The following is a 25727-nucleotide window of genomic DNA, read 5'->3' as shown; positions in this document are numbered from 1 at the left end:
ACTGGGACAGCTGGCAAGTATACAGGGTCGGGCCGATGTGGGCTTTGCGTTCCTGGGGCTGCTGCGCAGCCCTATCGCGACACAAGGCCGCTCCTACAGGCCCCGCGCATGCCTCGGTCCCTGTAGGAGCGGCCTTGTGTCGCGATAGGGCCGCGAAGCGGCCCCAAAATCCATCAGGCAAACATCAATGCCCAGCAGTCTTCGAAAACAGCTGAATCACCACCACCCCACCCACAATCATGGCCATCCCCAGCATCGCAGGCACATCCAGCTTCTGCCCATAGATCACCAGCGCCGCCACACTGATCAACACAATCCCCAGCCCCGACCAGATGGCATAGGCGATCCCCACCGGAATGCTGCGCACCACCAGGGTCAGCATCCAGAACGCAATACCATAGCCAACCACCATCAGCAGCAACGGCACGGGCGTGCTCAAGCCTTTCACCGCTTTCATGGAAGCGGTGGCGATGACTTCGGCGCAGATGGCGATGGCGAGGTAGGTGTAGGCATTCATGGCGGGATCCTCCGGTAACTGGTCGGGCATTCTAGACGTAACCTGGATGGGGTAAAGTCATTACCTATCACTATTGGAGATAGGTCGATGGCCGAGCAGTGGAACCTTGAACAGTTGCGTACCTTCCTGCGCGTTGCGGAACTGCGCTCGTTCTCTGCCGTGGCCCGCGAGCAGCGCAAGGCCCAGTCGGCGATCAGCAGCTCGATCGCTTTGCTCGAAACCGACCTGGGGGTCACCTTGTTCGAGCGCAGCAGTGGCCGGCAGCCCAAGCTGACCGAGAACGGCAGCGCCCTGCTGGAAGATGCCCGCGAACTGTTGCGCCAGTGCGAGCGCCTGGATGGCCGTGCGTTGGCGCTGATGCGCGGGCAGGAGGCCTTGTTGCGGGTCGCCCAGGACGAAGCCATGCCCTACCAGCCGGTCATCGACAGCCTCGACGAGCTGGCCAGCCGCTACCCGTTCCTGGAGGTGCAACTGGCCAGCGGTGCCCAGGGCGATGTGGCGCGCAAGCTGGTGGAGCGGCGCGCTGATCTTGGCCTGTTCTTCCACCACGAGAGCATCCCGGCCTCGCTGGAGCGGCGCGCCCTGGGCAGTGTGGAAATGGTCACGGTGTGCGCGGTCGGCCACCCGCTCGCCGGCGAAGGCCGGGTTACCCGGCAGCAACTGGCGCGCCACCGACAATTGCTGATTGCCCCGCAGCAAAGCGGCTACCCCGGCGGCGAAGCGATCAGCCCGCAGGTGTGGCGCGCCGACAGCTTCTATGCCATGGCCGAACTGCTGATGCGCGGCCTGGGCTGGGCCTGGCTGCCGCGGCACGTGGTGCAGTACCCGACCTACCAGGCGCACATGGTCGAACTGGACAGCGAGTGGCGGCCACCGGCCTTGGTGGTGGAACTGGCCTGGCGCCGCGACGAGCCACTGGGGCCTGCCGCGCAGTGGCTGGCCGAGCGCTTTGCGGTGCACCTGCGCGCGATCGGGTAAACTCCGCGGCCATGAACAGAACTCTCTATACCTTGTTGTTTCACCTGGGCCTGCCGCTGGTTGCGCTGCGCCTGTACCTGCGCGCGCGCAAGGCGCCGGCCTATGGCCAACGCATCGGCGAGCGCTTTGCTTTCAGGCTGCCGGCCATGCGCCGGGGCGGCATCTGGGTGCACGCCGTGTCGGTGGGCGAGAGCATTGCGGCGGCACCGATGGTGCGCGCCTTGCTCAAGGCCTACCCGGAATTGCCGATCACGCTTACCTGCATGACCCCGACCGGTTCAGAGCGCATTCGCGCCATGTTCGCTGACGAACCTCGCGTGCAGCATTGCTACCTGCCCTACGACCTGCCTTGGGCGGCAGGGCGTTTTCTCGACCATGTGCAGCCGAAGCTGGGCATCATCATGGAAACCGAGCTGTGGCCCAACCACATTCACCAGTGTGCGAAGCGCGGCATTCCAGTAGCGCTGGCCAACGCACGCTTGTCTGAGCGCTCGGCCCGTGGCTATGGGCGCTTTGCCAGGCTGACCCGGCCGATGCTGGCCGAGATGAGCCTGATTGCCGTGCAGACCGAAACCGAGGCCCAGCGCTTCCGTGACCTGGGCGCGCGTCCGGAGTGCGTGCAGGTCACCGGTTCGATCAAGTTCGACCTGAAGATCGATGAGCAACTGTTGCCGCGTGCCAAGGCATTGCGTGAACAATGGGGGGCCGAACAGCGCCCGGTGTGGATCGCCGCCAGCACCCACGAAGGTGAAGATGCGTTGATCCTGCAGGCACATCGGCAGTTGTTGCAGGTGCATGGCGATGCCCTGCTGATCCTGGTGCCGCGCCACCCCGAGCGATTCGCAGCGGTGCATACGCTGTGCAGCGAACAGTTCACCACCGTGCGGCGCTCTGCCGGCACGCCGGTTGATGCGCAGACTCGCGTATTGCTCGGCGATACCATGGGCGAACTGCTGTTCCTCTATGCCCTGGCCGACATTGCCTTCGTCGGTGGCAGCCTGGTGGCGACCGGCGGGCACAACCCGCTGGAGCCCGCGGCGCTGGCCTTGCCGGTACTGATGGGGCCGCATGTGTTCAACTTCCTCGAAATCAGCGCGATGCTGCGCGAGGCGGGGGCGTTGCAGCAGGTGGACGATGCCGACGGGCTGGCCGAAGCGGTGCGGCGGCTGGTCGAGTTGCCGCAGGATGCACAGCGCATGGGCGAGGCGGGCAGGGCGGTAATGCGGGCCAACGAGGGCGCATTGCAGCGCTTGCTCGATGGCCTGGGCAAACTCATCAGCTGAGTTCTAAACAGATGTCAGCAATGGTGCGGTCCTTGTAGGAGCGGCCTTGGTCCAGCACTTTCAGGGGCGACGCTCGAAGTTCTTCGCCGCTGCAGCCGCCAGGTCCGGCGGCAGGAAGTCCTTGTCCGGGTTGTAGTCTGGCTTCAGGTACCGCTTGAGGTCCTGCAGGTCCTGCGGGCTCAAGGTGCCGGCCGCCTGTTTCAGGCTCAGGTTGTCGAGGATGTAGTCGTAGCGGCTGTTGTTGTAGTCGCGCACCGAGGTGTACAGCTGACGTTGGGCGTCAAGCACGTCGACGATATTGCGGGTACCCACCTGGTAGCCGATCTCGGTGGCTTCCAGCGCGCTCTGGTTGGAGATGATCGACTGCTTGCGCGCTTGCACCTGTTCCACGTCGGTGTTTACCGCGCGGTGCAGGTTGCGGGTGTTTTCCACCACCTGGCGGCGCAGGCTTTCACGCTGCTGCTCGCTCTGGCTCAGGCGCTGGTAGGCCTCGCGCACCTGCGAACTGGTCAGGCCGCCGCTGTAGATCGGGATGTTCAACTGCAGGCCGATGCTGGTCTGCTCGACGTCGCCGCTATAGCGCGAAACGGGGGCCGGCGCGGGGTTGGTGAAACCGAAGTTGTCGTTGTCACCCTTCTGGTACTTGGCAACTGCGTCCAGGGTCGGCGCGTGGCCGGCCTTGCGCTGGCGCAGGGTTTCCTCGGCAGCGACGACCGCGTGGTTGGTGGCCAGCAGGTTGAGGTTCTGGCGCCCGGCGGTTTCGACCCAGGCCTTGGCGTCGTTGGGCGTAGGGACCTGCACCGGCAAGGTATGAACCACGCCTTGAATCGACGTGTATTCCCGGTTGGTCAGGGTCACCAGGGCCTCGAAGGCATCCTGTACCTGGCGCTCGGCAATGATCCGGTTGGCCCGGGCCGTGTCGTAGCTGGCCTGGGATTGCAGCACGTCGGTCTTGTCGGAGAGGCCGACGTCGAATCGTTCGTTGGACTGGTCCAGCTGGCGCTTGAAGGCAGCTTCCTCGGCCTTGGTCGCAGCCAGGTTGTCCTGGGCACGGAGCACGGCGAAGTAATTCTGCGCGGTTTGCAGGATCAGGTTCTGTTCGGTCGCCGACAGCTCCAGCGCTGCCTGTTCGTTGACCGCCTCGGCCGCCTGCAACTGGAACCAGCGGTCAGCGCGGAAGATAGGCTGCGCCAGGGTCGCGCTCCAGGTATTGCCGCTGCGGTTGCTGGTGGCTGATGGTTCGTCCAGCTTGGTGCGGGTGTTCAGCATTTCGGCACCGGCCGAAAGGTTGGGCAGCAACCCGGCGCGAGCCTGCGGTACCACTTCACGGCGGGCGCCGTAATCGGCGCGGGCCGCAGCCAGGTCAGCATTGTTGTCGACCGCTTCCTGATAGACGCTGACCAGGTCGGTTTTCACTGTAGTGGGCACGTCCGCTGCCCAGACCACTCCGTTGGACGCACAAGACACGGCTATTGCCAGTGAGAGTTTGCGCAGCATAGAGGCAATCCTTGTACGAAATTGAATTACTGAACTGTTGAGTATCGAGCGACGGGCCAGTGTAGTGCCATGCGCACCCGGCAACAATCGCTCGGGGTGCCTTTCATCATCCGCGCATTTACCTGCTTGGCTTTGCCGACCACTCCAGTCTAGACTGCGCATGTTCTTGTCGGGGTGCCTTGAAGCAAAGGCTGAGATCGCAAAGTTGCGGATCCCGTTGAACCTGATCAGGTTAGCGCCTGCGTAGGGAACAAGATTGCTCACCTTCCCGGGGAGCCTCTTGTGCCAGGTCCGGGAATGTCGCAGCTGCATGCAGCTTCAGGCACCCCCATATCCGGCACTGCACTCATCAAGGGTGCGTCCGCGCCTTTCAGGTTCACCCCGACATTCCACTGCTAGGAAGCCGTCTGGAGAGCCTGTGATGACCAAACAAGAAAAAGCGATCAACCTCAGCGAATCGGCACAAGTCGATCAGCAGTCCGTGCAACCGTTCCCGCGTTCGCGCAAGGTGTATGTCGAAGGCTCACGCCCGGACATCCGCGTGCCCATGCGTGAAATCAGCCTGGACGACACCCCGACCGATTTCGGTGGCGAGTCCAATGCCCCGGTGCTGGTCTACGATACTTCCGGCCCGTACACCGACCCCAACGTTGTCATCGACGTGCGAAAAGGCCTGGCCGACGTGCGTTCGGCGTGGATCGAGGCACGCGGTGACACCGAGCGCCTGGCCGGCCTGAGCTCCGACTTCGGCCAGCAGCGCCTGAACGATGCCGAACTGGCCAAGCTGCGATTCGCCCACGTGCGCAACCCGCGCCGTGCCAAGGCGGGCGCCAACGTCTCGCAGATGCACTATGCCCGCCAGGGCATCATCACCGCCGAGATGGAATACGTGGCCATCCGCGAAAACATGAAGCTGCAAGAGGCACGCGCCGCGGGCCTGCTCGACGAGCAGCACGCCGGTCACAGCTTCGGGGCCAACATCCCGAAAGAAATCACCCCAGAGTTCGTTCGCCAGGAAATCGCCCGTGGCCGCGCGATCATCCCGGCCAACATCAACCACCCGGAAGTGGAGCCGATGATCATCGGCCGCAACTTCCTGGTGAAGATCAACGGCAACATCGGCAACAGCGCCCTGGGCTCCTCGATCGAGGAAGAAGTGGCCAAGCTGACCTGGGGCATCCGCTGGGGTTCGGACACGGTCATGGACCTGTCCACCGGCAAGCACATTCACGAAACCCGTGAGTGGATCATCCGCAACTCGCCGGTGCCGATTGGTACCGTGCCGATCTACCAGGCCCTGGAAAAGGTCAACGGTGTGGCCGAAGACCTGACCTGGGAGCTGTTCCGCGACACCCTGATCGAGCAGGCCGAGCAGGGCGTGGACTACTTCACCATCCACGCCGGTGTGCTGCTGCGCTATGTGCCGCTGACCGCCAAGCGCGTCACCGGCATCGTCAGCCGTGGTGGCTCGATCATGGCCAAGTGGTGCCTGGCGCACCACAAGGAAAACTTCCTGTACACCCACTTCGACGAAATCTGCGAAATCATGAAGGCCTACGACGTCAGCTTCTCGCTGGGCGACGGCCTGCGCCCCGGCTCGATTGCCGACGCCAACGATGCCGCGCAGTTCGGTGAGCTGGAAACCCTTGGCGAGCTGACCAAGATCGCCTGGAAGCACGACGTGCAGTGCATGATCGAAGGCCCCGGCCACGTGCCGATGCAGCTGATCAAGGAGAACATGGACAAGCAGCTGGAGTGCTGCGACGAGGCGCCGTTCTACACCCTCGGCCCGCTGACCACCGATATCGCTCCTGGCTACGACCACATCACCTCGGGCATTGGTGCGGCGATGATCGGCTGGTTCGGTTGCGCCATGCTCTGCTACGTCACGCCCAAGGAGCACCTGGGCCTGCCGAACAAGGATGACGTGAAGACCGGCATCATCACCTACAAGATCGCCGCTCATGCCGCCGACCTTGCCAAGGGCCACCCAGGTGCGCAGATTCGTGACAACGCCTTGTCCAAGGCACGCTTCGAGTTCCGTTGGGAAGACCAGTTCAACCTCGGCCTGGACCCGGACACTGCCCGTGCCTACCACGACGAGACCCTGCCAAAGGAATCGGCCAAGGTCGCGCACTTCTGCTCGATGTGCGGGCCGAAGTTCTGCTCGATGAAGATCACCCAGGAAGTGCGCGAATACGCCGCCAAGATCGAAACCGTGGATGTGACGGTCGAGCAAGGCATGCGTGAGCAGGCCGAGCGGTTCCGCCAGGAAGGCAGCCAGCTGTATCACAAAGTCTAAGTCGCAGCGCTGACCCCTGTAGGAGCGGCCTTGTGTCGCGATGGGCCGCGAAGCGGCCCCGGCAATTTCAGCCGCGAAGCTGAAAACCTGGGGCCGCTTTGCGGCCCTTTCGCGACACAAGGCCGCTCCTACAGCGACCGCGTCCAATCCAATACCTTGCCGAGTGTCAAAGCATGACCACCCCCAGCCAATTCTCCCCCGACCACCCGGTCCCCACCGCCCAGCGCATCTTCGGCGCCCGCGACCTGTTCTCGCTATGGTTCTCCCTCGGCATCGGCCTGATGGTGCTGCAGGTCGGCGCCATGCTGGCCCCTGGCCTGGGCCTTGCCGGCGCGGTGCTGGCTATCGCCCTGGGCACCGGTGTGGGTGTGCTGCTGCTGGGGGCTGCCGGTGTCATCGGCAGCGATACCGGCCTGTCGGCCATGGGCACCCTGAAACTGAGCCTGGGTGGCCATGGTGCGCGTTTGCCGGCGATGCTCAACCTGCTGCAACTGGTGGGCTGGGGCGCGTTCGAGATCATCGTCATGCGCGATGCCGCCAGCCTGCTGGGCGCGCGGGCGTTCGGCGAAGCCAGCGCCTGGAACAGCCCTATGCTCTGGACCCTGTGCTTCGGCGCCCTGGCCACTCTGCTCGCGGTCGGTGGGCCGCTGGCGTTCGTGCGCAAGGTGCTGCGCACCTGGGGCATCTGGCTGCTGCTGGGCGCTTGCCTGTGGCTGACCTGGAACCTGTTCGCCAAGGCCGACCTGGCGGCACTGTGGGACCGTGCCGGTGACGGTTCGATGTCGCTGGCCGTGGGCTTCGACATCGCCATCGCCATGCCGCTGTCCTGGTTGCCGCTGATCGCGGATTACTCGCGTTTTGCCCGTAACGGCAAACATGTATTCGGCGGTACGGTGGTGGGCTACTTCATCGGCAACACCTGGCTGATGAGCCTGGGCGTGGGCTACACCTTGGCCTTCGCCGGCAGTGGCGAAGCCAACGCCCTGCTGCTGGCCCTCGCGGGCGCCGGCATGGGCATTCCACTGCTGCTGATTCTGCTGGACGAGTCGGAAAAGGCTTTTGCCGACATTCACTCGGCAGCCGTTTCCACCGGTGTGCTGGTGCGCCTGAAGGTCGAGCACCTGGCGCTGGCCATTGGCGTGCTGTGCACGCTGATCGCCTTGCTGGCGCCACTGGCACAGTACGAGAACTTCCTGCTGCTGATCGGCTCGGTGTTTGCACCGTTGTTCGGTGTGGTATTGATGGACCATTACGTGATCCGTCGCCGCCGCTTGCCGGCACAGGTGCATGGCTTGCACTGGCAGGCACTGCTGGCCTGGGCGGTGGGCGTTGCCGCGTACCATCTGATCGCCGCGCAAGCGCCGGACCTGGGTGCGACCCTGCCGGCATTGCTGCTGGCAGGGCTACTGCACGGGCTGTTGAGCTTCAGCCGCGGCCGGGAAACAGCTCGGGCTTGAGCACGCCATTCAGGCGTGGGTACGGGATCTTCAACTCCACGTGGCCCATGGAGTAGGGCGCGATGGAATAGACCTCGTACTTGACCACCACCGCGCCGTACGTCAGGGCGACGTGCGGCGACTGCTTGAACGGCCAGGTCTTGATGAACTCGGCGTCCTTGTCCATGCCTACGCTGATCAGCCAGGCGCGGTGCGACTCCTCGACGGTTTTCCAGAAGGTGTCTTCCTGGCCAGGCACCAGCATGTCCTGCAGGGTCAGCACCTTGTCCAGCTTGCGCGAATAGTTGATGAAACCACGCCCGGGCATGCCATGGGCGCCGCCGCTGTCCAGGTAGCTGGACAGTTCGATGATCACCAGTCCGTCATGCTGCTCGCGTACCTTGGCCTGCAGGTAGCTGCTGTTGCGCTTGTCGGCACTGGCCAGGTACTGCTGCTCGTAGGCTTGCAGGCTGGTCGGTGCGTTGCCGCGCTGGTTGTCTTCGGTCAGTTGCAGCAGGCGTTTCTCGACAATGCCATCGAGCTTGGGCAAGGCCGGGAAGTGGATCATGTCGATGTTCACCAGCGGGCAGTCGCTTTCGCTGCAGCCGGGTTTGACATGCTCCCAGGCATCACGCTTGACCTCGAGCGGCGCCCGGTAGTTGGGCGTGAACAGGCTTTGGCAGGCACCCAGGGCCAGGGCCAGCACAGCCACGGAAGTCAGTTTGACAAGTGTCATGAGGATCCTTGCAGAACAGGGAAAAGTCGGCCTTTGACCGTCTGCGCGGCCTTCAGTTCGCCACTAAGCTAACAGAGAGAAGGCGCGCTGTCCCGAGTGCGCGAACGGTTGCCGGAAAGGGATGAAACCGGCAGGCGTGCAGAGTAGGATGGCGCGATGCGGTATTCGAGGTAATGAGGATTTCCATGTCAGACGCGTTGAACTCAGTGCCCAAGGGCTTCGAAATCATCGAGCGGGCCAACTGCTTCCAGGGTTTTTACAAGCTCGACAAGCTACGCCTGCGCCACGAGTTGTTTGTCGGGGGCATGGGCCGCGAGATCAGCCGCGAACTGTTCGTGCGCCATGATGCGGTGTGCGTGCTGCCGTACGACCCGTTGCGCGATGAAGTGGTGCTGATCGAGCAGTTCCGCGTTGGTGCACTGGACAAGGTCGACAACCCCTGGCTGATCGAGATGGTGGCCGGGCTGATCGACAAGGACGAGCAACCCGAGGAAGTGGCCCATCGCGAAGCCGAAGAAGAAGCCGGCCTGACCTTCAGCGCCCTGTGGCCGATGACCCGTTACTTCCCGTCGCCCGGCGGCAGTGACGAATACGTTCACCTGTTCCTCGGCCGTTGCAGCAGCGAAGGGGCGGGCGGCCTGCATGGCCTGGAAGAAGAGGGCGAGGACATTCGCGTGCGCGTGTGGTCGTTCGAGGATGCCATGCAGGCGGTGCGCGACGGGCGCATCTGCAACGCGGCGACCATCATCGGCCTGCAATGGCTGGCGCTGAACCGTGACGAAGTACGAGGTATGTGGAAGTGAACCTGCTGCGCGAGCGTTATCGGGTCGATCTGGTCGGGCTGCAGGCAGCCTGCGAGGCCAACTACGCCCGGCTGATGCGCCTGTTGCCCGACATGCGCACCACCCAGAGCTCGCGCCGCATCGGCATGACCCAGGGCGACCAGATGCTTGGCGTGCTGGTGCTCGACGTGGTGCTGGCCTGCCCGTACACCACCACCCTGCACGTGCGCCAGGAGCACAGCCTGCCGTGGTTGCCGGTGCCGCACCTGGAAGTGCAGGTGTACCACGATGCGCGCATGGCCGAAGTGGTCAGTGCCGAACACACCCGGCGCCTGCGCAGCATCTACCCGTATCCGAACGAGGCCATGCACCAGCCGGACGAAAAGGCCCAGCTCAACCTGTTCCTCGGTGAATGGCTGAGCCACTGCCTGGCTTGTGGTCACGAACTGGCGAGCGTTCGCTGAAGTGTGACGCAGGTCGTTCGTGGGTGTTTGCTCGCACCCGTTGTGCAGCCATAATTCGCGCTGAATCCGTTCGAGGAGACGGCCGTTGCCGCAGCCAGACCAATCGCGCCCCGTGCATGTGGTGCAACTGACCGATGCCCACCTGTTCGCCGACCCGGCCGGCAGCATGCTGGGCCTCAATACCCGTGACAGCCTGCGCCATGTAGTGGCCCAGGTGCGACGGGAGCAACCGCTAGTCGACCTGCTGCTGTGCACTGGTGACCTGTCCCAGGACGCCAGCGTGGCGTCCTATGAAGCATTCCGTGAGCTGACCGCACCGTTTGCCGTGCCCACCCGCTGGTTGCCTGGCAACCATGACGAGGCCCGAGTCATGGCGCAAGTGGCGCCGGAGCTGGTACAGGCGGTGACCGATATCGGTGCGTGGCGCATCGTCATGCTCAACACGGCCGTACCCGGGGCGACGCACGGGCTGTTGGAGGATGACCAGCTGGCAGTGCTGGAAACGGCCTTGCGAGAGGCGGGTGAACGGCATTGCCTGGTGTGCTTCCACCATCAGCCGGTGGATATCGGCTGTGCCTGGATCGCGCCGATCGGCTTGCGCAACGCCCAGGCGCTGTTCGATATCGTCGAGGGTTATCCACAGGTGCGGGCGCTGCTGTGGGGGCATGTGCACCAGGAATGGGATGAAGTGCGTGGCGGCCTGCGCCTGCTGGCCACTCCGTCGACCTGTATCCAGTTCGCGGCGCGTAGCGAGGATTTTCAAGTGAGCGAGGAGCAGCCTGGATACCGCTGGCTGCGCCTGCACGCCGACGGGCGGTTGGAGACCGGGGTAGAGCGGGCACTGGATTTCCAGGTGAAGCTCGACTTCGATAGCCCTGGTTATTGAGCTGCGGCTGCAGACGCGCTCAATTGTAGGAGCGGCCTTGTGTCGCGATGGGCCGCAGAGCGGCCCCGGCAATATTTGTGGCGCAGCTGAAACCCTGGGGCCGCTTCGCGCCCCATCGCGACACAAGGCCGCTCCTACAGGGAACTGTGGTTGCGACTTCGGTGAAGAAATTGTTGCGAAACCCGTGACACTGCGTCAAAACCCGGCGAACGCGCTACACTGCGCGTCCCTGCGCCCATATCACCGGGCGCGAAGCCACAGATTCCGGGGGCAGCATGTCGGGTTCCATCCTCTATATCCATGGCTTCAACAGCTCGCCACTTTCGACCAAGGCGCGCCAACTCGAGGCCGTGATGCAGCAACTGGGCCTGTCGGCCCAACTGCGGGTGCCCGCCTTGCACCACCACCCACGGCAGGCCATCGCCCAGCTCGAAGCGGCCATCGCCGAGCTGGGCGCGCCACTGCTGGTGGGCAGTTCGCTCGGCGGCTACTATGCCACCTGTCTGGCCGAGCGCCACGGCCTCAAGGCCCTGCTGGTGAACCCGGCGGTAACACCGCACAAGCATTTCGACGGCTACCTGGGCACCCAGCACAATCACTACACCGGCGAAGCCTGGGAGCTGACCCACGATCATGTGCAGGCCCTGGCCGAACTGGAAGTACCAGCGCCGGTGGACGCCAGCCGCTATCAAGTGTGGTTGCAGACCGCCGATGAAACCCTGGACTATCGCCACGCCGAGCGCTATTACCGTGCTTGTGCCCTGCGCATCCAGGCCGGTGGCGACCACAGCTTCCAGGGCTTCGCCGAGCGCCTGCCGGCACTGCTGGCCTTCGCCGGCATTGCCCGTGGGCAGTACGCAGCGCTCGATTTTTCTGTATTTTGACTTTTTTGCATTCACCAGACTGACGACGAGACCCTATGGCCACTCCCAGCGCTAGCGCCTATAACGCAGACGCCATCGAAGTCCTCTCGGGCCTTGACCCGGTCCGCAAGCGGCCGGGCATGTACACCGATACCAGCCGCCCCAACCACCTGGCCCAGGAAGTCATCGACAACAGTGTCGACGAAGCCCTGGCCGGTCACGCCCGTTCGGTGCAGGTCATCCTCCATGCCGACCACTCGCTGGAAGTCAGCGACGATGGTCGCGGCATGCCGGTGGACATCCACCCGGAAGAGGGCGTTTCCGGGGTCGAGCTGATCCTCACCAAACTGCACGCCGGCGGCAAGTTCTCCAACAAGAACTACCAGTTCTCCGGTGGCCTTCACGGCGTGGGCATCTCGGTAGTCAACGCCCTGTCGACCCAGGTGCGCGTGCGCGTCAAACGTGACGGCAACGAATACCAGATGACCTTCGCCGATGGCTTCAAGGCCAGCGAGCTGGAAGTGGTCGGCTCGGTCGGCAAGCGCAACACCGGTACCAGCGTGTACTTCAGCCCCGACCCCAAGTACTTCGATTCGCCGAAGTTCTCCATCAGCCGCCTCAAGCACGTGCTCAAGGCCAAGGCCGTGCTGTGCCCGGGCCTGCTGGTCAGCTTCGAGGACAAGGCCAGCGGCGAGAAGGTCGAATGGCACTACGAGGACGGCCTGCGCTCATACCTGGTGGACTCGGTAAACGAGTTCCAGCGCCTGCCCGACGAGCCGTTCTGCGGCAGCCTGGCCGGTAACAAGGAGGCGGTGGACTGGGCCTTGCTGTGGCTGCCAGAAGGCGGCGACAGCATCCAGGAAAGCTACGTCAACCTGATCCCTACCGCCCAGGGCGGCACCCACGTCAACGGCCTGCGCCAGGGCCTGCTGGATGCCATGCGCGAGTTCTGCGAGTTCCGCAACCTGCTGCCGCGCGGCGTGAAGCTGGCGCCGGAAGACGTCTGGGAACGCATCACCTTCGTGCTGTCGATGAAGATGCAGGACCCGCAGTTCTCCGGGCAGACCAAGGAGCGCCTGTCGTCGCGCGAGGCGGCGGCCTTCGTTTCCGGCGTGGTCAAGGATGCCTTCAGCCTGTGGCTCAACGCCCACCCAGAGCTGGGCATGCAACTGGCGGAGCTGGCCATCAGCAACGCCGGGCGCCGCCTGAAGGCCAGCAAGAAGGTCGAACGCAAACGCATCACCCAGGGCCCGGCACTCCCCGGCAAACTGGCCGATTGCGCCGGCCAGGATCCGATGCGCGCCGAACTGTTCCTGGTCGAGGGTGACTCGGCCGGTGGCTCGGCCAAGCAGGCACGCGACAAGGAATTCCAGGCGATCCTGCCGCTGCGCGGCAAGATCCTCAACACCTGGGAAGTGGACGGTGGCGAAGTCCTGGCCAGCCAGGAAGTGCACAACATCGCCGTGGCCATTGGCGTCGACCCGGGGGCCACTGACCTTGCGCAGCTGCGCTACGGCAAGATCTGCATCCTTGCCGACGCCGACTCCGACGGCCTGCACATCGCCACGCTGCTGTGCGCGCTGTTCGTCCAGCACTTCCGCGCGCTGGTCGAGGCCGGGCATGTGTACGTGGCCATGCCGCCGCTGTACCGCATCGACCTGGGCAAGGAAATCTACTACGCCCTCGACGAGGCCGAGCGCGACGGTATCCTCGATCGCCTGGTGGCCGAGAAGAAACGCGGCAAGCCACAGGTAACCCGCTTCAAGGGCCTGGGCGAGATGAACCCGCCACAGCTGCGCGAGACCACCATGGACCCGAACACCCGGCGCCTGGTGCAGCTGACCCTGGACGATGTGCAGGCCACCTGCGAGCTGATGGACAAACTGCTGGCCAAGAAGCGCGCGGGTGACCGCAAGAGCTGGCTGGAAACCAAGGGTAACCTGGCCGAGGTCATGGTTTGATTCGGCGGCTTCTGGCTGCCTGTCTGGCGCTGGTTGCCCTGCCGAGCCTGGCGGGCAACTGGCCAGAGTTGAAGCTGAGCGCCGAGCACCCGATCGAAGGCATGCGCGGTGGCAACCTGTCTGGCCTGGTGGAATGCCGGGGCGGGCTGTGGGGCGTGTCCGACCGCGACGACGACCGTATCTACCGCTTCGACCAGCAAAACCCGACCTGGCGCGCGCAGCCGCTCACCTTCACCCCGCCAGCGGTGCCGGAAAGTGGCCTGCCGTGGGGTCTGAAGTCGCGCAACTGGGCGGCGTCGTATATTCGTGGCGGCGAGCTGGATTTCGAAGGCATCAGCTGTGACCAGGCGGGTAACCTGTACCTGGTCAGCGAGGCGCATGCCGCGGTGCTGCAACTGCCGCTGGAAGGCGAAGCGGACTGGTTGAAGATCGACCCGGCCATGGTTCGTCAGGCCCGTGCCAGCGGCATGCTGCTGAACTTCAACGCCTTGTTCGAAGGCCTGGCGATCAACCCGGCGGGCGACCGCCTGTGGCTGGCCGCCGAGCGCGAGCGGCGGGGCCTGGTGGCCATCGAGCGCCAGCAATCGGTGTGGACCTGCGGCCGCAGTTGCGTGCTGCTGAGCGAGGCTGGCGTCGAAATGCAGCCGGCGCAGATGCCCAATGCCCAGGCACTGTCGCGCGACTTCGCTGACCTTGCCTGGTTCGAAGGCAAGCTGTTCACCCTCGAACGCAACGCCTACCGGGTCTGCCGTCGGGATACTGACAGTGGCAAGGTCGAGCGCTGCTGGTCGTTCGCTGCCGATGCCCTGGTCGAGTCGCGCCGCTATCAACAGCCGTTCGGCCTGGCCGAGGCCCTGGTGATCGATGCCAAGGGCGCCTGGATCGGTGTGGACAACAACAACGGCGCCCGCGCCGATGGCGAGGCACGCCCGATCGTCTGGCGCTTCGATGCGCCGGAAGGCGGATGGAGCGCCAAGCCATGAGCCAGGCACCGGGCAAGCGGGCTGGCAAGGTATTGATGATCGTCGCCTGGGCGGCGGCGCTGTTCCTTGCCACGCGTTTCTTCGGCCAATGGGAAGACAGCCAGCGCAACCCCAATGCCCAGGTGCAGTCGTCGCATGGCGAAGGCTTTATCGAGGTGCGCCTGCTGGGCAACGGCCAGGGCCACTTCGTGATGGATGGCGCAATCAACGGCCAGGTGGTGCATTTCATGCTCGACACCGGTGCCACCGACGTGGCCATCCCCGAGGCGCTGGGCCGCGAGTTGGGCCTGGAGCGTGGCAGCCCGGTGCAGCTCAGTACCGCCAACGGCCGTACCGAAGGCTACCGCACGCGCCTGGCCAGCCTGCAACTGGGGGATATCCGCCTGCAGGACGTGCGCGCCATCGTGGTGCCGGGCCTGGATGGGCAGACCGTATTGCTGGGCATGAGTGCCCTGAAACAACTTGAATTTACCCAGCGCGGCGGCACCATGCTGCTGCGCCAGAACCTGAAATGACGAGGCCCGCATGAGCGACTCACTGGAACTCAGCCTGGACGGCGTGGAACGCCGCTCGCTGGCTGACTTCACCGAACAGGCCTACCTCAACTACTCCATGTACGTGATCATGGACCGCGCCCTGCCGCACATCGGCGATGGTCTGAAGCCGGTGCAGCGACGCATCGTCTACGCCATGAGCGAGTTGGGGCTCGATGCCGATGCCAAGCACAAGAAGTCGGCGCGTACCGTCGGTGACGTGCTCGGCAAGTTCCACCCCCACGGCGACTCGGCCTGCTACGAGGCCATGGTGCTGATGGCGCAGCCGTTCAGCTACCGCTATACCCTGGTCGACGGCCAGGGCAACTGGGGTGCGCCGGACGATCCGAAGTCGTTCGCTGCCATGCGTTATACCGAAGCGCGTCTTTCGCGCTACGCCGAAGTGCTGCTCAGCGAAGTCGGCCAGGGCACCGTGGACTGGGTGCCCAACTTCGACGGCACCCTGCAGGAGCCCGCCGTGCTGCCGGCGCGCCTGCCCAACATCCTGCTCAACGGCACCACTGGTATCGCTGTGGGCATGGCCACCGACGTGCCGCCGCACAACCTGCGTGAAGTGGCCACGGCCTGCGTGCGCCTGCTCGACGAGCCCAAGGCCACCATCGAGCAGCTGTGCGAGCACATTCAGGGGCCGGACTACCCGACCGAGGCCGAGATCGTCACGCCGCGGGCAGAAATCCTGAAGATGTACGAAAGCGGCCGCGGCTCCATCCGCATGCGCGCCGTGTACCGCGTCGAGGATGGCGACATCGTCGTCACCGCGCTGCCGCACCAGGTCTCCGGGGCCAAGGTGCTGGAGCAGATCGCCGCGCAGATGCAGGCCAAGAAGCTGCCGATGGTCGCCGACCTGCGTGACGAGTCGGACCACGAGAACCCGTGCCGCATCGTCATCATCCCGCGCTCCAACCGCGTGGATGCCGATGAACTGATGCAGCACCTGTTTGCCACCACCGACCTGGAAAGCAGCTACCGGGTCAACGTCAACATCATCGGCCTGGACGGCAGGCCACAGCTTAAGAACCTGCGAGCGCTGCTGCTGGAGTGGCTGGAGTTCCGTACCACTACCGTCCGTCGCCGCCTGCAGCACCGCCTGGACAAGGTGGAGAAGCGCCTGCACTTGTTGGAAGGTTTGCTGACCGCGTTCCTCAACCTGGATGAAGTTATCCACATCATCCGTACCGAGGACCAGCCCAAGCAAGCCCTGATCGCCCGTTTCGACCTGACCGAAATCCAGGCCGACTACATCCTCGAGACCCGCCTGCGGCAGCTGGCGCGCCTGGAAGAGATGAAGATCCGCGGCGAGCAGGATGAATTGCTGAAAGAGCAGGCCAAACTGCTCGCCCTGCTGGGCAGCGATGCCAAGCTGCGCAAACTGGTACGCAGCGAGCTGATCAAGGATGCCGAAAACTATGGCGACGACCGCCGCTCGCCGATCGTCGAGCGTGCCGAGGCCAAGGCGCTGTCGGAAAACGAACTGATGCCGACCGAGCCGGTCACCGTGGTGCTGTCTGAGAAGGGCTGGGTGCGCTGCGCCAAGGGCCACGACATCGATGCCACCGGCCTGTCGTACAAGGCCGGCGATGGCTTCAAGGCCGCCGCCGCCGGGCGCTCCAACCAGTTTGCCGTGCTCATCGACTCCACTGGCCGCAGCTACTCGCTGGCCGCTCACAGCCTGCCGTCGGCGCGTGGTCAGGGTGAACCGCTGACCGGTCGCCTGACGCCACCACCGGGGGCCACCTTCGAGTGCGTGCTGTTGCCGGACGACGATGCGCTGTACGTGGTGGCTTCGGACGCCGGCTATGGCTTCGTGGTCAAGGGTGAAGACCTGCAGGCCAAGAACAAGGCCGGCAAGGGCTTGCTCAGCCTGCCCAACGGTGCCAAGGTCATGACCCCGCGCCCGGTGGCCAACCGCGAGCAGGACTGGCTGGCGGCGGTGACCACCGAAGGCCGTCTGCTGGTGTTCAAGGTCAGCGACCTGCCTCAGCTGGGCAAAGGCAAGGGCAACAAGATCATCGGGGTGCCGGGCGACCGGGTAGCCAGCCGTGAAGAATTTGTTACCGATCTGGCTGTGATTGCCGATGGCGCGACACTTGTATTGCAAGCCGGCAAGCGTACCCTATCTCTGAAAGCGGACGACCTGGAGCATTACAAGGGCGAGCGCGGACGGCGCGGCAGCAAGCTGCCACGCGGGTTCCAGCGGGTCGATGGGTTGCAGGTGGAAGTGCCGGCGTAACCGGTTGAAATGTCTGGAACGGCAATTTCAGCGTCGTTCCGGGCAGAAATGCTGGAGTCGGACGGTTATTTCGCGGATGATATGGCCCTTGCGGTGCCGGCGTGGCCGTGTGCCCGTTTGAATCTATGTGTATCACTGCGGTTGGCCTTTTGGCGACCGCCTGGATGGGATGATGAAATTTCTGCGCCTTCCATTTGCGCTGTTGATGACTGGCCTGCTGGGCCTTGGCGGGTGCACCATGCACCAGCCGGTTGCCCTGTACCAGCTCGACAGTGGTGATCCTGGCCAGCCTTCGCAGAGTGCGGGCATGGCCGTGGTGCTCGGCCCGGTATCGGTTGCCGATTACCTGCAACGTGAAACCTTCCTGCAACGTCAGGCCGATGGCAGCCTGAGTTCGGCGACCGACGGTCGTTGGGCCGGCAGCCTTTCGTCGGATATCGACCAGCTGTTGGTGCGCCAACTCGCCTGGCGCCTGGACAGCCAGCGCGTGGTGCTGGCCCCGGCGGCGACCGGTTTCAACCCCGATGTACAAGTACTGCTGTCGATTACTCGCCTGGACTCGGGCAAGGACCAGCCGGCCGTCCTGGATGCCCAGTGGCGCTTGTTGGACCGCCGTGGTCATGTGCGTGACAATCGCATCGTTCACCTCGAGCAGCCACACGCGGGCAGCGAGGCGTCGCAGGTACAGGCCCAGGGCCAGTTGCTGCAGAAGCTGGCCGAACAGCTGAGCACTGCGGTCAAGCCGCTGGCCAACCAGCCGGCGATTGCCGAAGAGTCGCCAAAAAAGCCGGCTGCTCCGGTGCAGGTGAAAAAGACGCCGGAGAAATCCAAGATCCCGATGGCTGCGCCGATTCGAACCGATATGGAAGTCTACCGGTTCTGATCCAACTGCCAGATACGAAAAAGCCCGCAACGATGCGGGCTTTTTCGTATCTGCTGTTTTTGTACTGTCTGTGCTGGCCTCTTCGCGGGTAAACCCGCTCCCACAGGTTGGCGCAGGCCCCTGTGGGAGCGGGTTTACCCGCGAAGAGGCCAGCCCGGTATCAGGCCCGGCGTTCGTGCATCCGCGCCAACTGCCGCTCCAGCATCGACGGGTAGGGCTCCATCAGGCGCTCCACGCAGCAGGCGCCCTCGGGGCTGGCAATCGGGCGAATGCGGGCGCGCTGGCGAATCAGCGTGTCATCGCTGATCTGCCGCTCCACCAGCAACAGGTTGCGGCTGTGCTGCGACAGCGCCAGGGCGTCCTGGGCCTTTTCGGCCATCAGCAGGTCTACCAGCTCCAGCCCTTGCAGGTCGTTGCCCAGGGCCAGGCCCAGTTGCAGCTGCAGGGTGATGCCGCTGTCCGCCACCTCGATCTGCAGGGCATGGCCCAGGGCGCGCAACAGCTCGCCGCAGCAGATGGCGTTGGTCAGGTAGTCCTCGCCGCAGTCGCGGCTGTGGAACAGCACCAGGGTGCTGCCGTCGTTGAGTGTGTGGGTTTCGCCGTCGTAGAGCGAGGCGGCGTGCTCCAGGCAATCACGGTAGCGCTCGGTCAGTTCGGTCAGGCGCGTGCGCGGCAGGCGACGCAGCTGCTCCTGCGAACCCAGTTGCACGGCAAGCACGGCGCTGTACTGCGGCTCGTCGGATTCGACCACGGCGGCCTTGGGCGCGCTTTCGTCGTCCAGCAGGCCGGCGAAGGCTTCATCGTCATCCTCGTCCGCCTGGGCGGCCAGCTTGGCGCGCGGCGCGGCCTTGGCTGCCGGGGCGGCGTCGTGCAGGTCGTCGAACTGCTCGTCGTCCTCTTCTTCGGGCTCCGGCTCAGGTGGCGGCGGCGGGGCCAGGCGCGCGTGCAGCTGGCGGGCGATGTCGCCGATCTCGTCCTGGCGGTCGGTGGCCGGGGTATAGGGTTGCGGGTCGCGCAGCCACACCCGCAGCTGCAGCAGCGGCAGGGTGATGAAGCGGCCCTGGCGCAGGCTCAGGGTCAGTGCCAGCACCAGCAGGATGGCGGCAAGGATGCCCATGCTCTGCAGGCTGATCAGCATCGGCTGCTGGAACTGGCTCATGTCCAGGCTGATGCGCAGTTGCCCGGCGGTCACGTCCTGGAAGGTGATCTTGGTCTGGTACAGGCCTTCGGCCTCGCCCAGCAGGCTATTGCGCGGGCGCTGGCCGGCCTCGGCGAGGATACGGTTGTCCACGCTGTAGATCGCTGCATGGGCCACCAGTGGGTTTTTCACCAGGTTGCCGAGCAGCACGTTGAGGCTGAGGATGTCGTTGGCCACCAGCAGCTCGGTCGCCGAGGTGGCGGTCTGGGTGGTCAGGCTCTGACCCAGGGCATCGGCCTGCTCGTGCATGGCCTGCTTGAACTGCAGGCCCATCACGCAGGCGTAGATCACCAATGCCAGCGCCACCAGGAAAATGTTGGTGCAGGCGATGCGCAGTGCCAGCGGCACGCGACGTTGACTCAGGGCGCGATAGATCATCAGGAAGAAGTTGTCTGCTTTGACGGGCGTGGGCCGGTTCACTGAGCTCGGCTCTTAATGGCATGAAAGTGTGGGGCAGTATAGCGAGCCGGGTTTTGTCGGCAAAGTATCGTTGGCGCCCGACGGTCACGGAAAATCGGTAGAATGCGCATTTTTCATCGAAGTCGGAGCCAGGTTGTGCGCGAAATCGTCCTGATCAACATCACCGGTGAGGACCGTCCCGGTCTCACTGCGGCTATCACCGGCGTCCTGCTGCAGGGCGGTGTGAGCATCCTCGACATTGGCCTGGCAGTCATGCACGGTACCTTGTCGTTCGGCATCCTGGTCGATATCCCGGACAACGAAGTGGCCACCTCCCTGCTGCAGAGCGTGCAGGCCAAGGCCCACGAACTGAACCTGCAGGCCCGCTACACGCCGATTTCCGAGGCGGACTACCAGCACTGGGCCGATGGCCACGGCGAGGCGCGCCACATCGTCACCTTGCTCAGCCGCAAGATCACCCCCGAGCAGCTGCAGCGGGTGAGTGCGGTGATCAGCCAGTACGGCCTGACCATCGAGCGCATCGAGCGCCTGTCGGCCCGTGTGGCGCTGGATGCCGAGACCGACAAGGGCAAGGCGGCCATCGAGATTTCCGTGCGCGGCGTGCCGAGCGATGCCCAGGCGCTGCGTGCCGACTTCTTCGCCTTGGCTGAAGAGCTGAGCATCGACATCGCCTTCCAGAAGGACGACCTGTTCCGCCGCAACCGCCGCCTGGCGGTGTTCGACATGGACTCGACGCTGATCGAAGCCGAAGTCATCGACGAACTGGCCAAGGCCGCTGGCGTGGGTGAGCAGGTGGCCGCGATCACCGAGCGCGCGATGCGTGGCGAGCTGGACTTCCGCGCCAGCTTCAAGGAGCGCATGGCGCTGCTCAAGGGCCTGGATGTGGGCGTGCTGGACGAGATCGGTGCGTCGCTGCGCCTGACCGAAGGTGCCGAGAATCTGTTCGCAGAGCTCAAGCGCCTGGGTTACAAGACGGCGATCCTGTCCGGTGGCTTCACTTACTTTGCCCGCCAGGTGCAGGCGCGCCTGGGCATCGACTATGTGTTCGCCAACGAGCTGGAAGTGGTCGATGGCAAGGTGACCGGCGTGGCTGTGGAGCCGATCGTCGATGCCCAGCGCAAGGCCGAGCTGCTGCAGAAGCTGGCCAGCGAAGAAGGCTTGCAGCTGGAGCAGACCATTGCCGTGGGTGACGGTGCCAACGACCTGCCGATGCTGTCGCTGGCCGGCCTGGGCGTGGCGTTCCGCGCCAAGCCGCTGGTGCGCCAGTCGGCCAAGCAGGCGATTTCTACCCTGGGGCTGGATGGGGTGTTGTATCTGCTGGGCCTGCGGGACCGCGACGCGCGCGGCTGATCTGCAAATTTGGGGCTGCTTCGCAGCCCTTCGCGGGCACGCCCGCTCCCACAGAGAGAGCCGCGCTTACCCTGTGGGAGCGGGCGTGCCCGCGAAGGGCCGCACAGCGGCCCCAATAAAAAGGCCCTGCAGTGAAGGGCCTTTTCATACTGCTCGAATCAAGCCTGCACAGGCACCGCCAACTGCTGCCCCATGCGCACCGCGGAACCAGCACCCAGGTTCTCCGCCCACTTCACCTGCTCCGGCCCGAACAGCACGATAGCAGTCGACCCCAGCTTGAAACGGCCCAGTTCGGCGCCTTTCTCCAGATGGATCGGCGCGCGGCTGGCTTCGTCGTAGCGGAAGGTCTTCAGTTCACGCTTGGGTGGCGTCACCAGGCCGGCCCACACGGTTTCGATCGAAGCGACGATCATCGCGCCAACCAGCACCACGGCCATCGGCCCGCGCTCGGTATCGAACAGGCATACCACACGCTCGTTGCGGGCGAACAGCTCGGGGACGTTCTCTGCGGTGGTCTGGTTGACCGAGAACAGGCGGCCCGGCACGTAGACCATTTCACGCAGGGTACCGGCCAGCGGCATGTGCACGCGGTGGTAATCCTTGGGCGACAGGTAGATGGTGGCGAACTCGCCGCCCATGAACGGCGCGGCCATGGCCGGGTCACCGCCCAGCAGCTCCTGTGCGCTGAAACCGTGGCCCTTGGCCTGGAAAATGCGGCCGTGCTCGATCGGGCCAAGCTGGCTGACGGCACCGTCGGCCGGGCACAGGATGGCGCCCGGGGCCTCGTCCAGCGGGCGGGCACCCGGCTTCAGGGCGCGGGTGAAGAATGCATTGAAGTGCTCGTAGGCGCTCAGGTCCTCGACCAGCGCTTCGCTCATGTTGACCTGGTAACGCTTGGCGAACCAGGCGGTGAAGGCGTTCTTGAACCAGCGCACGCGGCACTCGGCGATGCAGCCGGCCAGCCGCGACAGCAGGTGGTGCGGCAGCAGGTACTGGCTGATGATGAACAAACGGGATTTCATGCAGGTTCCTTAGACTTCTACTGGCGTGTCCGGGTGGTTGCCCCATTCGCTCCACGAGCCGGCGTAGGCCTTGACGCGCGGGTAGCCGAGGGCCTTGGCCACCAGGTAGGTGAAACCGGAGCGGCGGTGGGTCTGGCAGTGGGTAATCACTTCCTTGTCGGGGGTGATGCCCAGTTTCTGCAGGACTTCGGCGATGTCCTGGCGAATGCGCAGGTGGTCGTTGAGGTCCATGCCGGCGGTCCACTCGAAGTTGATCGCGCCGGGGATGTGGCCGCCCTTGGCTGCCAGCACTTTCTCGCCGCTGAATTCCTGCGGGCCACGGGCGTCCCAGATGACCAGGTCGTCGGCGCCCAGGCGGCTTTGCAGGTACTCGCGGGTGGCGGTGGGCGAACTGTCGATGCGCAGGTGCACCGGCGTGTTGCCGCTGGCGGGCACTTCTGTGGAGAGCTTGTCGGCGGGCCAGGCCTGGATGCCGCCATTGAGGTAGTGGTAACGCTTGTGGCCGATCACGTCGAGCAGCCAGATGAAGCGCCCGGCCCAGCCGCCGCCCTCATCGTCATACACCACATACACGGCATCGTCGCGGTGGCCGAGTTCGCTGAACAGTTTTTCCAGCTCGCCCAGAGCCGGCAGCAGGCCGGGGGCGGGGGGCTGGCCGAGCTGGGTACGCTTGCCTTCGACGAAGCGTGCGCCGGGGATATGCCCGCTGACATAGCGGTTGGCGCTGCTCAGGTCGACCAGGATCAGCTGTGGCGAATCCAGGCGCGGCAGCAGGTCCGCGGCTTCGATCACCAGGGGCAGGCCGGAAAAGTCAGTCATCCACGGTCTCCAGTGTGGAAAGAGGGGCGATTGTAGCGCAAGGCTCAGGCCTTGCGGTTGGCAAACACCGACAGCGCCCGTTCGGTGCACTGTGCGGTCTTGCCGAAGGCTTGCACGCTGATATCGGTCAGCGGCCGGCAGCCTTGGTCAGCCACCATCAGCATCAGCACCTGGTCCGTCACCGCCAGCGAGCGCAGCAGCACGTGCTCGCTGCGGAACAAGGCACGCAGCGGGGCCGGCAGCAGGGCCGAGAACTGGCTGTGGTTTTCCGGGGTGATACGCAATTGCCCGGCCTTGGCCAGCAGCTTTTGCAGCAGTTTGTTCTTCTCCACCGGCAGTACCAGCGCCCCGGCTTCCTTGGGCAGGCCGGCCATCTGCTGCACGCGCAGCTCGTTTTTGACCTTGTCCAGGCTCAGCAGCAGGATCCGCTGCATGCCAGAGGCCAGAAGGGCCTCGATAACCTGCGTGGCCAGGTGCACGCTGTTGGTGAACGGGCTGGGCTGGGCCAGAAGGTCCTGGCACAGCTTGCGCCAGCGCGCCAGTTCGTCGCTGGTGGGCGGTGGCGGAGCCAGCATGTCTGGGTGCGGGCGGCGCTGGTGCCAGGGCCAGATCAGCGCTTCGGCCGGGTGGAACAGGGCATGCTGGGCATGGCGGCGGGCGCTGGCCGCAGCCTGCTGGTGCACCTGCTGCTGCACGTCTTCCAGCGAGGTCTGCAGGTACAGTGCGGTCAACAGCTGCCAGCGCAGCAGGTGCGGGTTGTCCCAGCCCACCTGTGCCGCCAGGGCCAGGTTGTTGGCCAGCAGCACGGTGTTGGCCGGCTGGTTGAACCAGCGGCGCAGGCCTGGCTCGGCGTCCAGGCGGTGTTGCTGGCTGAGCAGGTCCGGGTCGCGGGCGATACTGAGCACCTGGGCCAGTTGTTCGCGTTCTTCCAGCAATAGGCGGTAACCCTGGGTCACCCATTGTGGCAGGCGCCAGTACTCCGCCATGGTCTGGCAAAGCTCCATGATGCGCACGCCAAACAGTTCTTCCTCGACATGGGCGGCGTCTTCGCCCTTGTGGATAACCCGCAGCTCCCAGGTATCGAGCAGCTTGGGGTAGGCCAGCGCCAGCGGCCAGAGTGGCGACAGGAACAACAGGCTGCCCCAGTGGATTTCCTGCCACAGCCGTGCCAGGCGGCTGGCGAACAGGCCGCTGGCCTGCTGCGAGGCGTGCTGGCTGATCAGCTGGAACTGGCACAGTACCGGCGGGATTTCTTCGACGGGCACAGCTGGCAGGCGTTTGAGCAGCTGTTCGCTGCGCTCCAGGCCCAGGCGGTTGAGGGCGACTTCCAGGCTTTCGGCGGGCTCTGCCAGGCTGGCATTGGTGGGGTGATTGGCTTCGCGCATCACCGACAGCACCAGTGCCGGGCTATCCTGCATCAGTTCGGCGATATCGCGCAGCGAGCGGCGGCTATCGTGGATGGCGGCCATGACCCGGTCGTAGCTGTGCTTCGGCACGGGGATGCGAACACTCTCGAGCAGCTTTACCCAGGCCTCTAGCGTACGTGGAGCCTGAGCGGGCACCTTGGTTTCAATTGGCATTTTGACATCAGTCCGAACTGGCTTTTCGCATTGAGTGGCTATAGTCTGGCGCAGTTCTGCCGATAAGTAGAAGAAGAGTTTTAAAGCTCCCGTCTCTTCCCCTGACCACGACAGCAAGTGCTTTGAACCTATGGCTAAAATTATCGGCATCATCGTCGTATTCGCGAGCGTGCTCGGCGGATACGTGCTTTCCCACGGCAAGATCGCGGCGCTGATCCAGCCGTTCGAAGTACTGATCATCGGCGGTGCGGCCTTTGGTGCATTCCTCCAGGCCAACCCTGGCCACATGACCATGCACGTCATCAAGAAGTCGATGAAGATGTTCGGCTCGCGCTTCACTCATGCCTTCTACCTGGAAGTGCTGGGCCTGGTGTACGAGATCCTCAACAAGAGCCGGCGCGAAGGCATGATGGCCATCGAGGCCGACATCGAGGATGCCGCCGCCAGCCCGATCTTCGCCAAGTACCCGACGGTGCTGGCCGATGAGCGCATGACCGCGTTCGTCTGCGACTACCTGCGCATCATGTCCACCGGCAACATGGCCCCGCACGAGCTCGAGGGCCTGTTCGACATGGAACTGCTGAGCATGAAGGAAGAACTGGAGCACCCGTCCCATGCGGTGACCGGCATCGCCGACGGCATGCCGGGCTTCGGTATCGTTGCGGCGGTACTGGGTATCGTGGTGACCATGGCCTCGCTCGGCGACGGTGACCAGGCCTCCATCGGCCTCCATGTGGGTGCGGCACTGGTGGGTACCTTCTTCGGTATTCTGGCGGCCTACGGCTTCTTCGGCCCGTTGGCCAAGTGCCTGGAACACGATGCCAAGGAAGAGCTGAACCTCTACGAATCGATCAAGGCTTCGCTGGTGGCCTCGGCCTCGGGCATGCCGCCTTCGCTGGCGGTCGAGTTCGGGCGCAAGGTGCTGTACCCCAAGCACCGCCCAAGCTTCGCCGAACTGGAACAAGCGGTTCGCGGTCGCTGAG

The 25727-nt window shown here is 64.6% G+C and carries 22 protein-coding genes and 1 riboswitch; of the genes, 15 read left to right on the top strand and 7 right to left on the bottom strand.

Annotated features, from left to right (window positions below; all coding sequences use genetic code 11):
• Positions 1-184: 184 nt before the first annotated feature.
• Positions 185-517: a DMT family transporter gene (locus tag ABIB24_RS17900; RefSeq protein WP_137162525.1), complete on the bottom strand. Its 333-nt coding sequence runs from the start codon at positions 515-517 to the stop codon at positions 185-187.
• 87 nt (positions 518-604) lie between these two features.
• On the opposite strand from ABIB24_RS17900, the gene ABIB24_RS17895 reads away from it, so the two are divergent.
• A complete protein-coding gene (locus ABIB24_RS17895; protein WP_137162524.1) occupies positions 605-1495 on the top strand; it encodes a LysR family transcriptional regulator in 891 nt (296 codons plus the stop codon).
• Positions 1496-1506: 11 nt separating this feature from the next.
• A complete protein-coding gene (waaA, locus tag ABIB24_RS17890) occupies positions 1507-2778 on the top strand; it encodes a lipid IV(A) 3-deoxy-D-manno-octulosonic acid transferase (RefSeq protein ID WP_137162523.1) in 1272 nt (423 codons plus the stop codon).
• Positions 2779-2838: 60 nt separating this feature from the next.
• On the opposite strand, the gene ABIB24_RS17885 is transcribed toward waaA, so the two are convergent.
• Positions 2839-4275, bottom strand: coding sequence for a TolC family outer membrane protein (locus ABIB24_RS17885; protein ID WP_025340848.1), 1437 nt, complete (start codon positions 4273-4275; stop codon positions 2839-2841).
• A gap of 160 nt (positions 4276-4435) precedes the next feature.
• Positions 4436-4542, top strand: a riboswitch (TPP riboswitch).
• A gap of 154 nt (positions 4543-4696) precedes the next feature.
• Between ABIB24_RS17885 and thiC the strand changes: the two genes are divergently transcribed.
• Complete coding sequence (thiC, locus tag ABIB24_RS17880) at positions 4697-6577, top strand: phosphomethylpyrimidine synthase ThiC (RefSeq protein ID WP_025340847.1); 1881 nt, start codon at positions 4697-4699, stop codon at positions 6575-6577.
• A 173-nt stretch (positions 6578-6750) separates the two neighbouring features.
• Positions 6751-8034, top strand: a complete 1284-nt coding sequence (cytX, locus tag ABIB24_RS17875; RefSeq protein WP_274078199.1) for a putative hydroxymethylpyrimidine transporter CytX — start codon at positions 6751-6753, stop codon at positions 8032-8034.
• On the opposite strand, the gene ABIB24_RS17870 is transcribed toward cytX, so the two are convergent.
• Positions 8003-8749 carry an RsiV family protein gene (locus ABIB24_RS17870; protein ID WP_025340845.1) on the bottom strand — a complete coding sequence of 249 codons (747 nt, stop codon included), beginning with the start codon at positions 8747-8749 and terminating at the stop codon, positions 8003-8005. The genes cytX and ABIB24_RS17870 overlap by 32 nt on opposite strands.
• Before the next feature lie 185 nt (positions 8750-8934).
• Here ABIB24_RS17870 and ABIB24_RS17865 point away from each other — a divergent pair, with 185 nt between their 5' ends.
• The 9 genes from ABIB24_RS17865 (at position 8935) to ABIB24_RS17825 (ending at position 18355) form a co-directional block, all read left to right on the top strand.
• Positions 8935-9552 (top strand): NUDIX domain-containing protein, encoded by a 618-nt coding sequence (locus tag ABIB24_RS17865; RefSeq protein WP_137162521.1) that lies wholly within the window; start codon positions 8935-8937, stop codon positions 9550-9552.
• Positions 9543-9995 carry a DUF1249 domain-containing protein gene (locus ABIB24_RS17860; RefSeq protein ID WP_016501905.1) on the top strand — a complete coding sequence of 151 codons (453 nt, stop codon included), beginning with the start codon at positions 9543-9545 and terminating at the stop codon, positions 9993-9995. The genes ABIB24_RS17865 and ABIB24_RS17860 overlap by 10 nt, the downstream gene beginning before the upstream one ends.
• Before the next feature lie 85 nt (positions 9996-10080).
• Entirely contained in the window at positions 10081-10881 is an 801-nt protein-coding gene (gene cpdA / locus ABIB24_RS17855; protein WP_137162520.1) for a 3',5'-cyclic-AMP phosphodiesterase, read from the top strand.
• A gap of 275 nt (positions 10882-11156) precedes the next feature.
• Entirely contained in the window at positions 11157-11765 is a 609-nt protein-coding gene (locus tag ABIB24_RS17850) for a YqiA/YcfP family alpha/beta fold hydrolase (RefSeq protein WP_025340842.1), read from the top strand.
• Positions 11766-11800: 35 nt separating this feature from the next.
• Positions 11801-13705, top strand: coding sequence for a DNA topoisomerase IV subunit B (gene parE / locus ABIB24_RS17845; RefSeq protein ID WP_015272020.1), 1905 nt, complete (start codon positions 11801-11803; stop codon positions 13703-13705).
• Positions 13702-14688 carry an esterase-like activity of phytase family protein gene (locus ABIB24_RS17840; protein ID WP_025340841.1) on the top strand — a complete coding sequence of 329 codons (987 nt, stop codon included), beginning with the start codon at positions 13702-13704 and terminating at the stop codon, positions 14686-14688. The genes parE and ABIB24_RS17840 overlap by 4 nt, the downstream gene beginning before the upstream one ends.
• The gene (locus ABIB24_RS17835; RefSeq protein WP_025340840.1) at positions 14685-15203 is read left to right on the top strand and encodes a retropepsin-like aspartic protease family protein; all 519 of its coding nucleotides are present in this window, start codon (positions 14685-14687) and stop codon (positions 15201-15203) included. Before ABIB24_RS17840 ends, ABIB24_RS17835 begins: the two co-directional genes overlap by 4 nt.
• Positions 15204-15213: 10 nt before the next feature.
• Positions 15214-17472 (top strand): DNA topoisomerase IV subunit A, encoded by a 2259-nt coding sequence (gene parC / locus ABIB24_RS17830; protein WP_274078198.1) that lies wholly within the window; start codon positions 15214-15216, stop codon positions 17470-17472.
• Between the two features lie 172 nt (positions 17473-17644).
• A complete protein-coding gene (locus ABIB24_RS17825) occupies positions 17645-18355 on the top strand; it encodes a PqiC family protein (protein ID WP_025340838.1) in 711 nt (236 codons plus the stop codon).
• A gap of 160 nt (positions 18356-18515) precedes the next feature.
• Here ABIB24_RS17825 and ABIB24_RS17820 read toward each other — a convergent pair whose 3' ends face one another.
• The gene (locus tag ABIB24_RS17820) at positions 18516-19973 is read right to left on the bottom strand and encodes an AhpA/YtjB family protein (RefSeq protein ID WP_025340837.1); all 1458 of its coding nucleotides are present in this window, start codon (positions 19971-19973) and stop codon (positions 18516-18518) included.
• Between the two features lie 135 nt (positions 19974-20108).
• Here ABIB24_RS17820 and serB point away from each other — a divergent pair, with 135 nt between their 5' ends.
• Positions 20109-21323 (top strand): phosphoserine phosphatase SerB, encoded by a 1215-nt coding sequence (serB, locus tag ABIB24_RS17815; protein WP_025340836.1) that lies wholly within the window; start codon positions 20109-20111, stop codon positions 21321-21323.
• A 158-nt stretch (positions 21324-21481) separates the two neighbouring features.
• On the opposite strand, the gene asd is transcribed toward serB, so the two are convergent.
• The 3 genes from asd to ABIB24_RS17800 are packed head-to-tail and all read right to left on the bottom strand — an operon-like array spanning position 21482 to position 24744.
• The gene (gene asd, locus ABIB24_RS17810; protein WP_137162517.1) at positions 21482-22345 is read right to left on the bottom strand and encodes an archaetidylserine decarboxylase; all 864 of its coding nucleotides are present in this window, start codon (positions 22343-22345) and stop codon (positions 21482-21484) included.
• A 9-nt stretch (positions 22346-22354) separates the two neighbouring features.
• Complete coding sequence (locus ABIB24_RS17805) at positions 22355-23164, bottom strand: rhodanese-like domain-containing protein (protein WP_025340834.1); 810 nt, start codon at positions 23162-23164, stop codon at positions 22355-22357.
• A 44-nt stretch (positions 23165-23208) separates the two neighbouring features.
• Positions 23209-24744, bottom strand: coding sequence for an HDOD domain-containing protein (locus ABIB24_RS17800; RefSeq protein WP_137162516.1), 1536 nt, complete (start codon positions 24742-24744; stop codon positions 23209-23211).
• 130 nt (positions 24745-24874) lie between these two features.
• Here ABIB24_RS17800 and motA point away from each other — a divergent pair, with 130 nt between their 5' ends.
• Positions 24875-25726 carry a flagellar motor stator protein MotA gene (gene motA, locus ABIB24_RS17795; RefSeq protein ID WP_015272014.1) on the top strand — a complete coding sequence of 284 codons (852 nt, stop codon included), beginning with the start codon at positions 24875-24877 and terminating at the stop codon, positions 25724-25726.
• Position 25727: the final 1 nt, after the last annotated feature.

Source organism: Pseudomonas sp. UYEF17, assembly GCF_040546125.1.
GTDB classification, from domain to species: domain Bacteria; phylum Pseudomonadota; class Gammaproteobacteria; order Pseudomonadales; family Pseudomonadaceae; genus Aquipseudomonas; species Aquipseudomonas putida_Z.
Note: the sequence above shows the minus strand (reverse complement) of the source record. Positions and strands in the feature narration are given on the sequence as shown.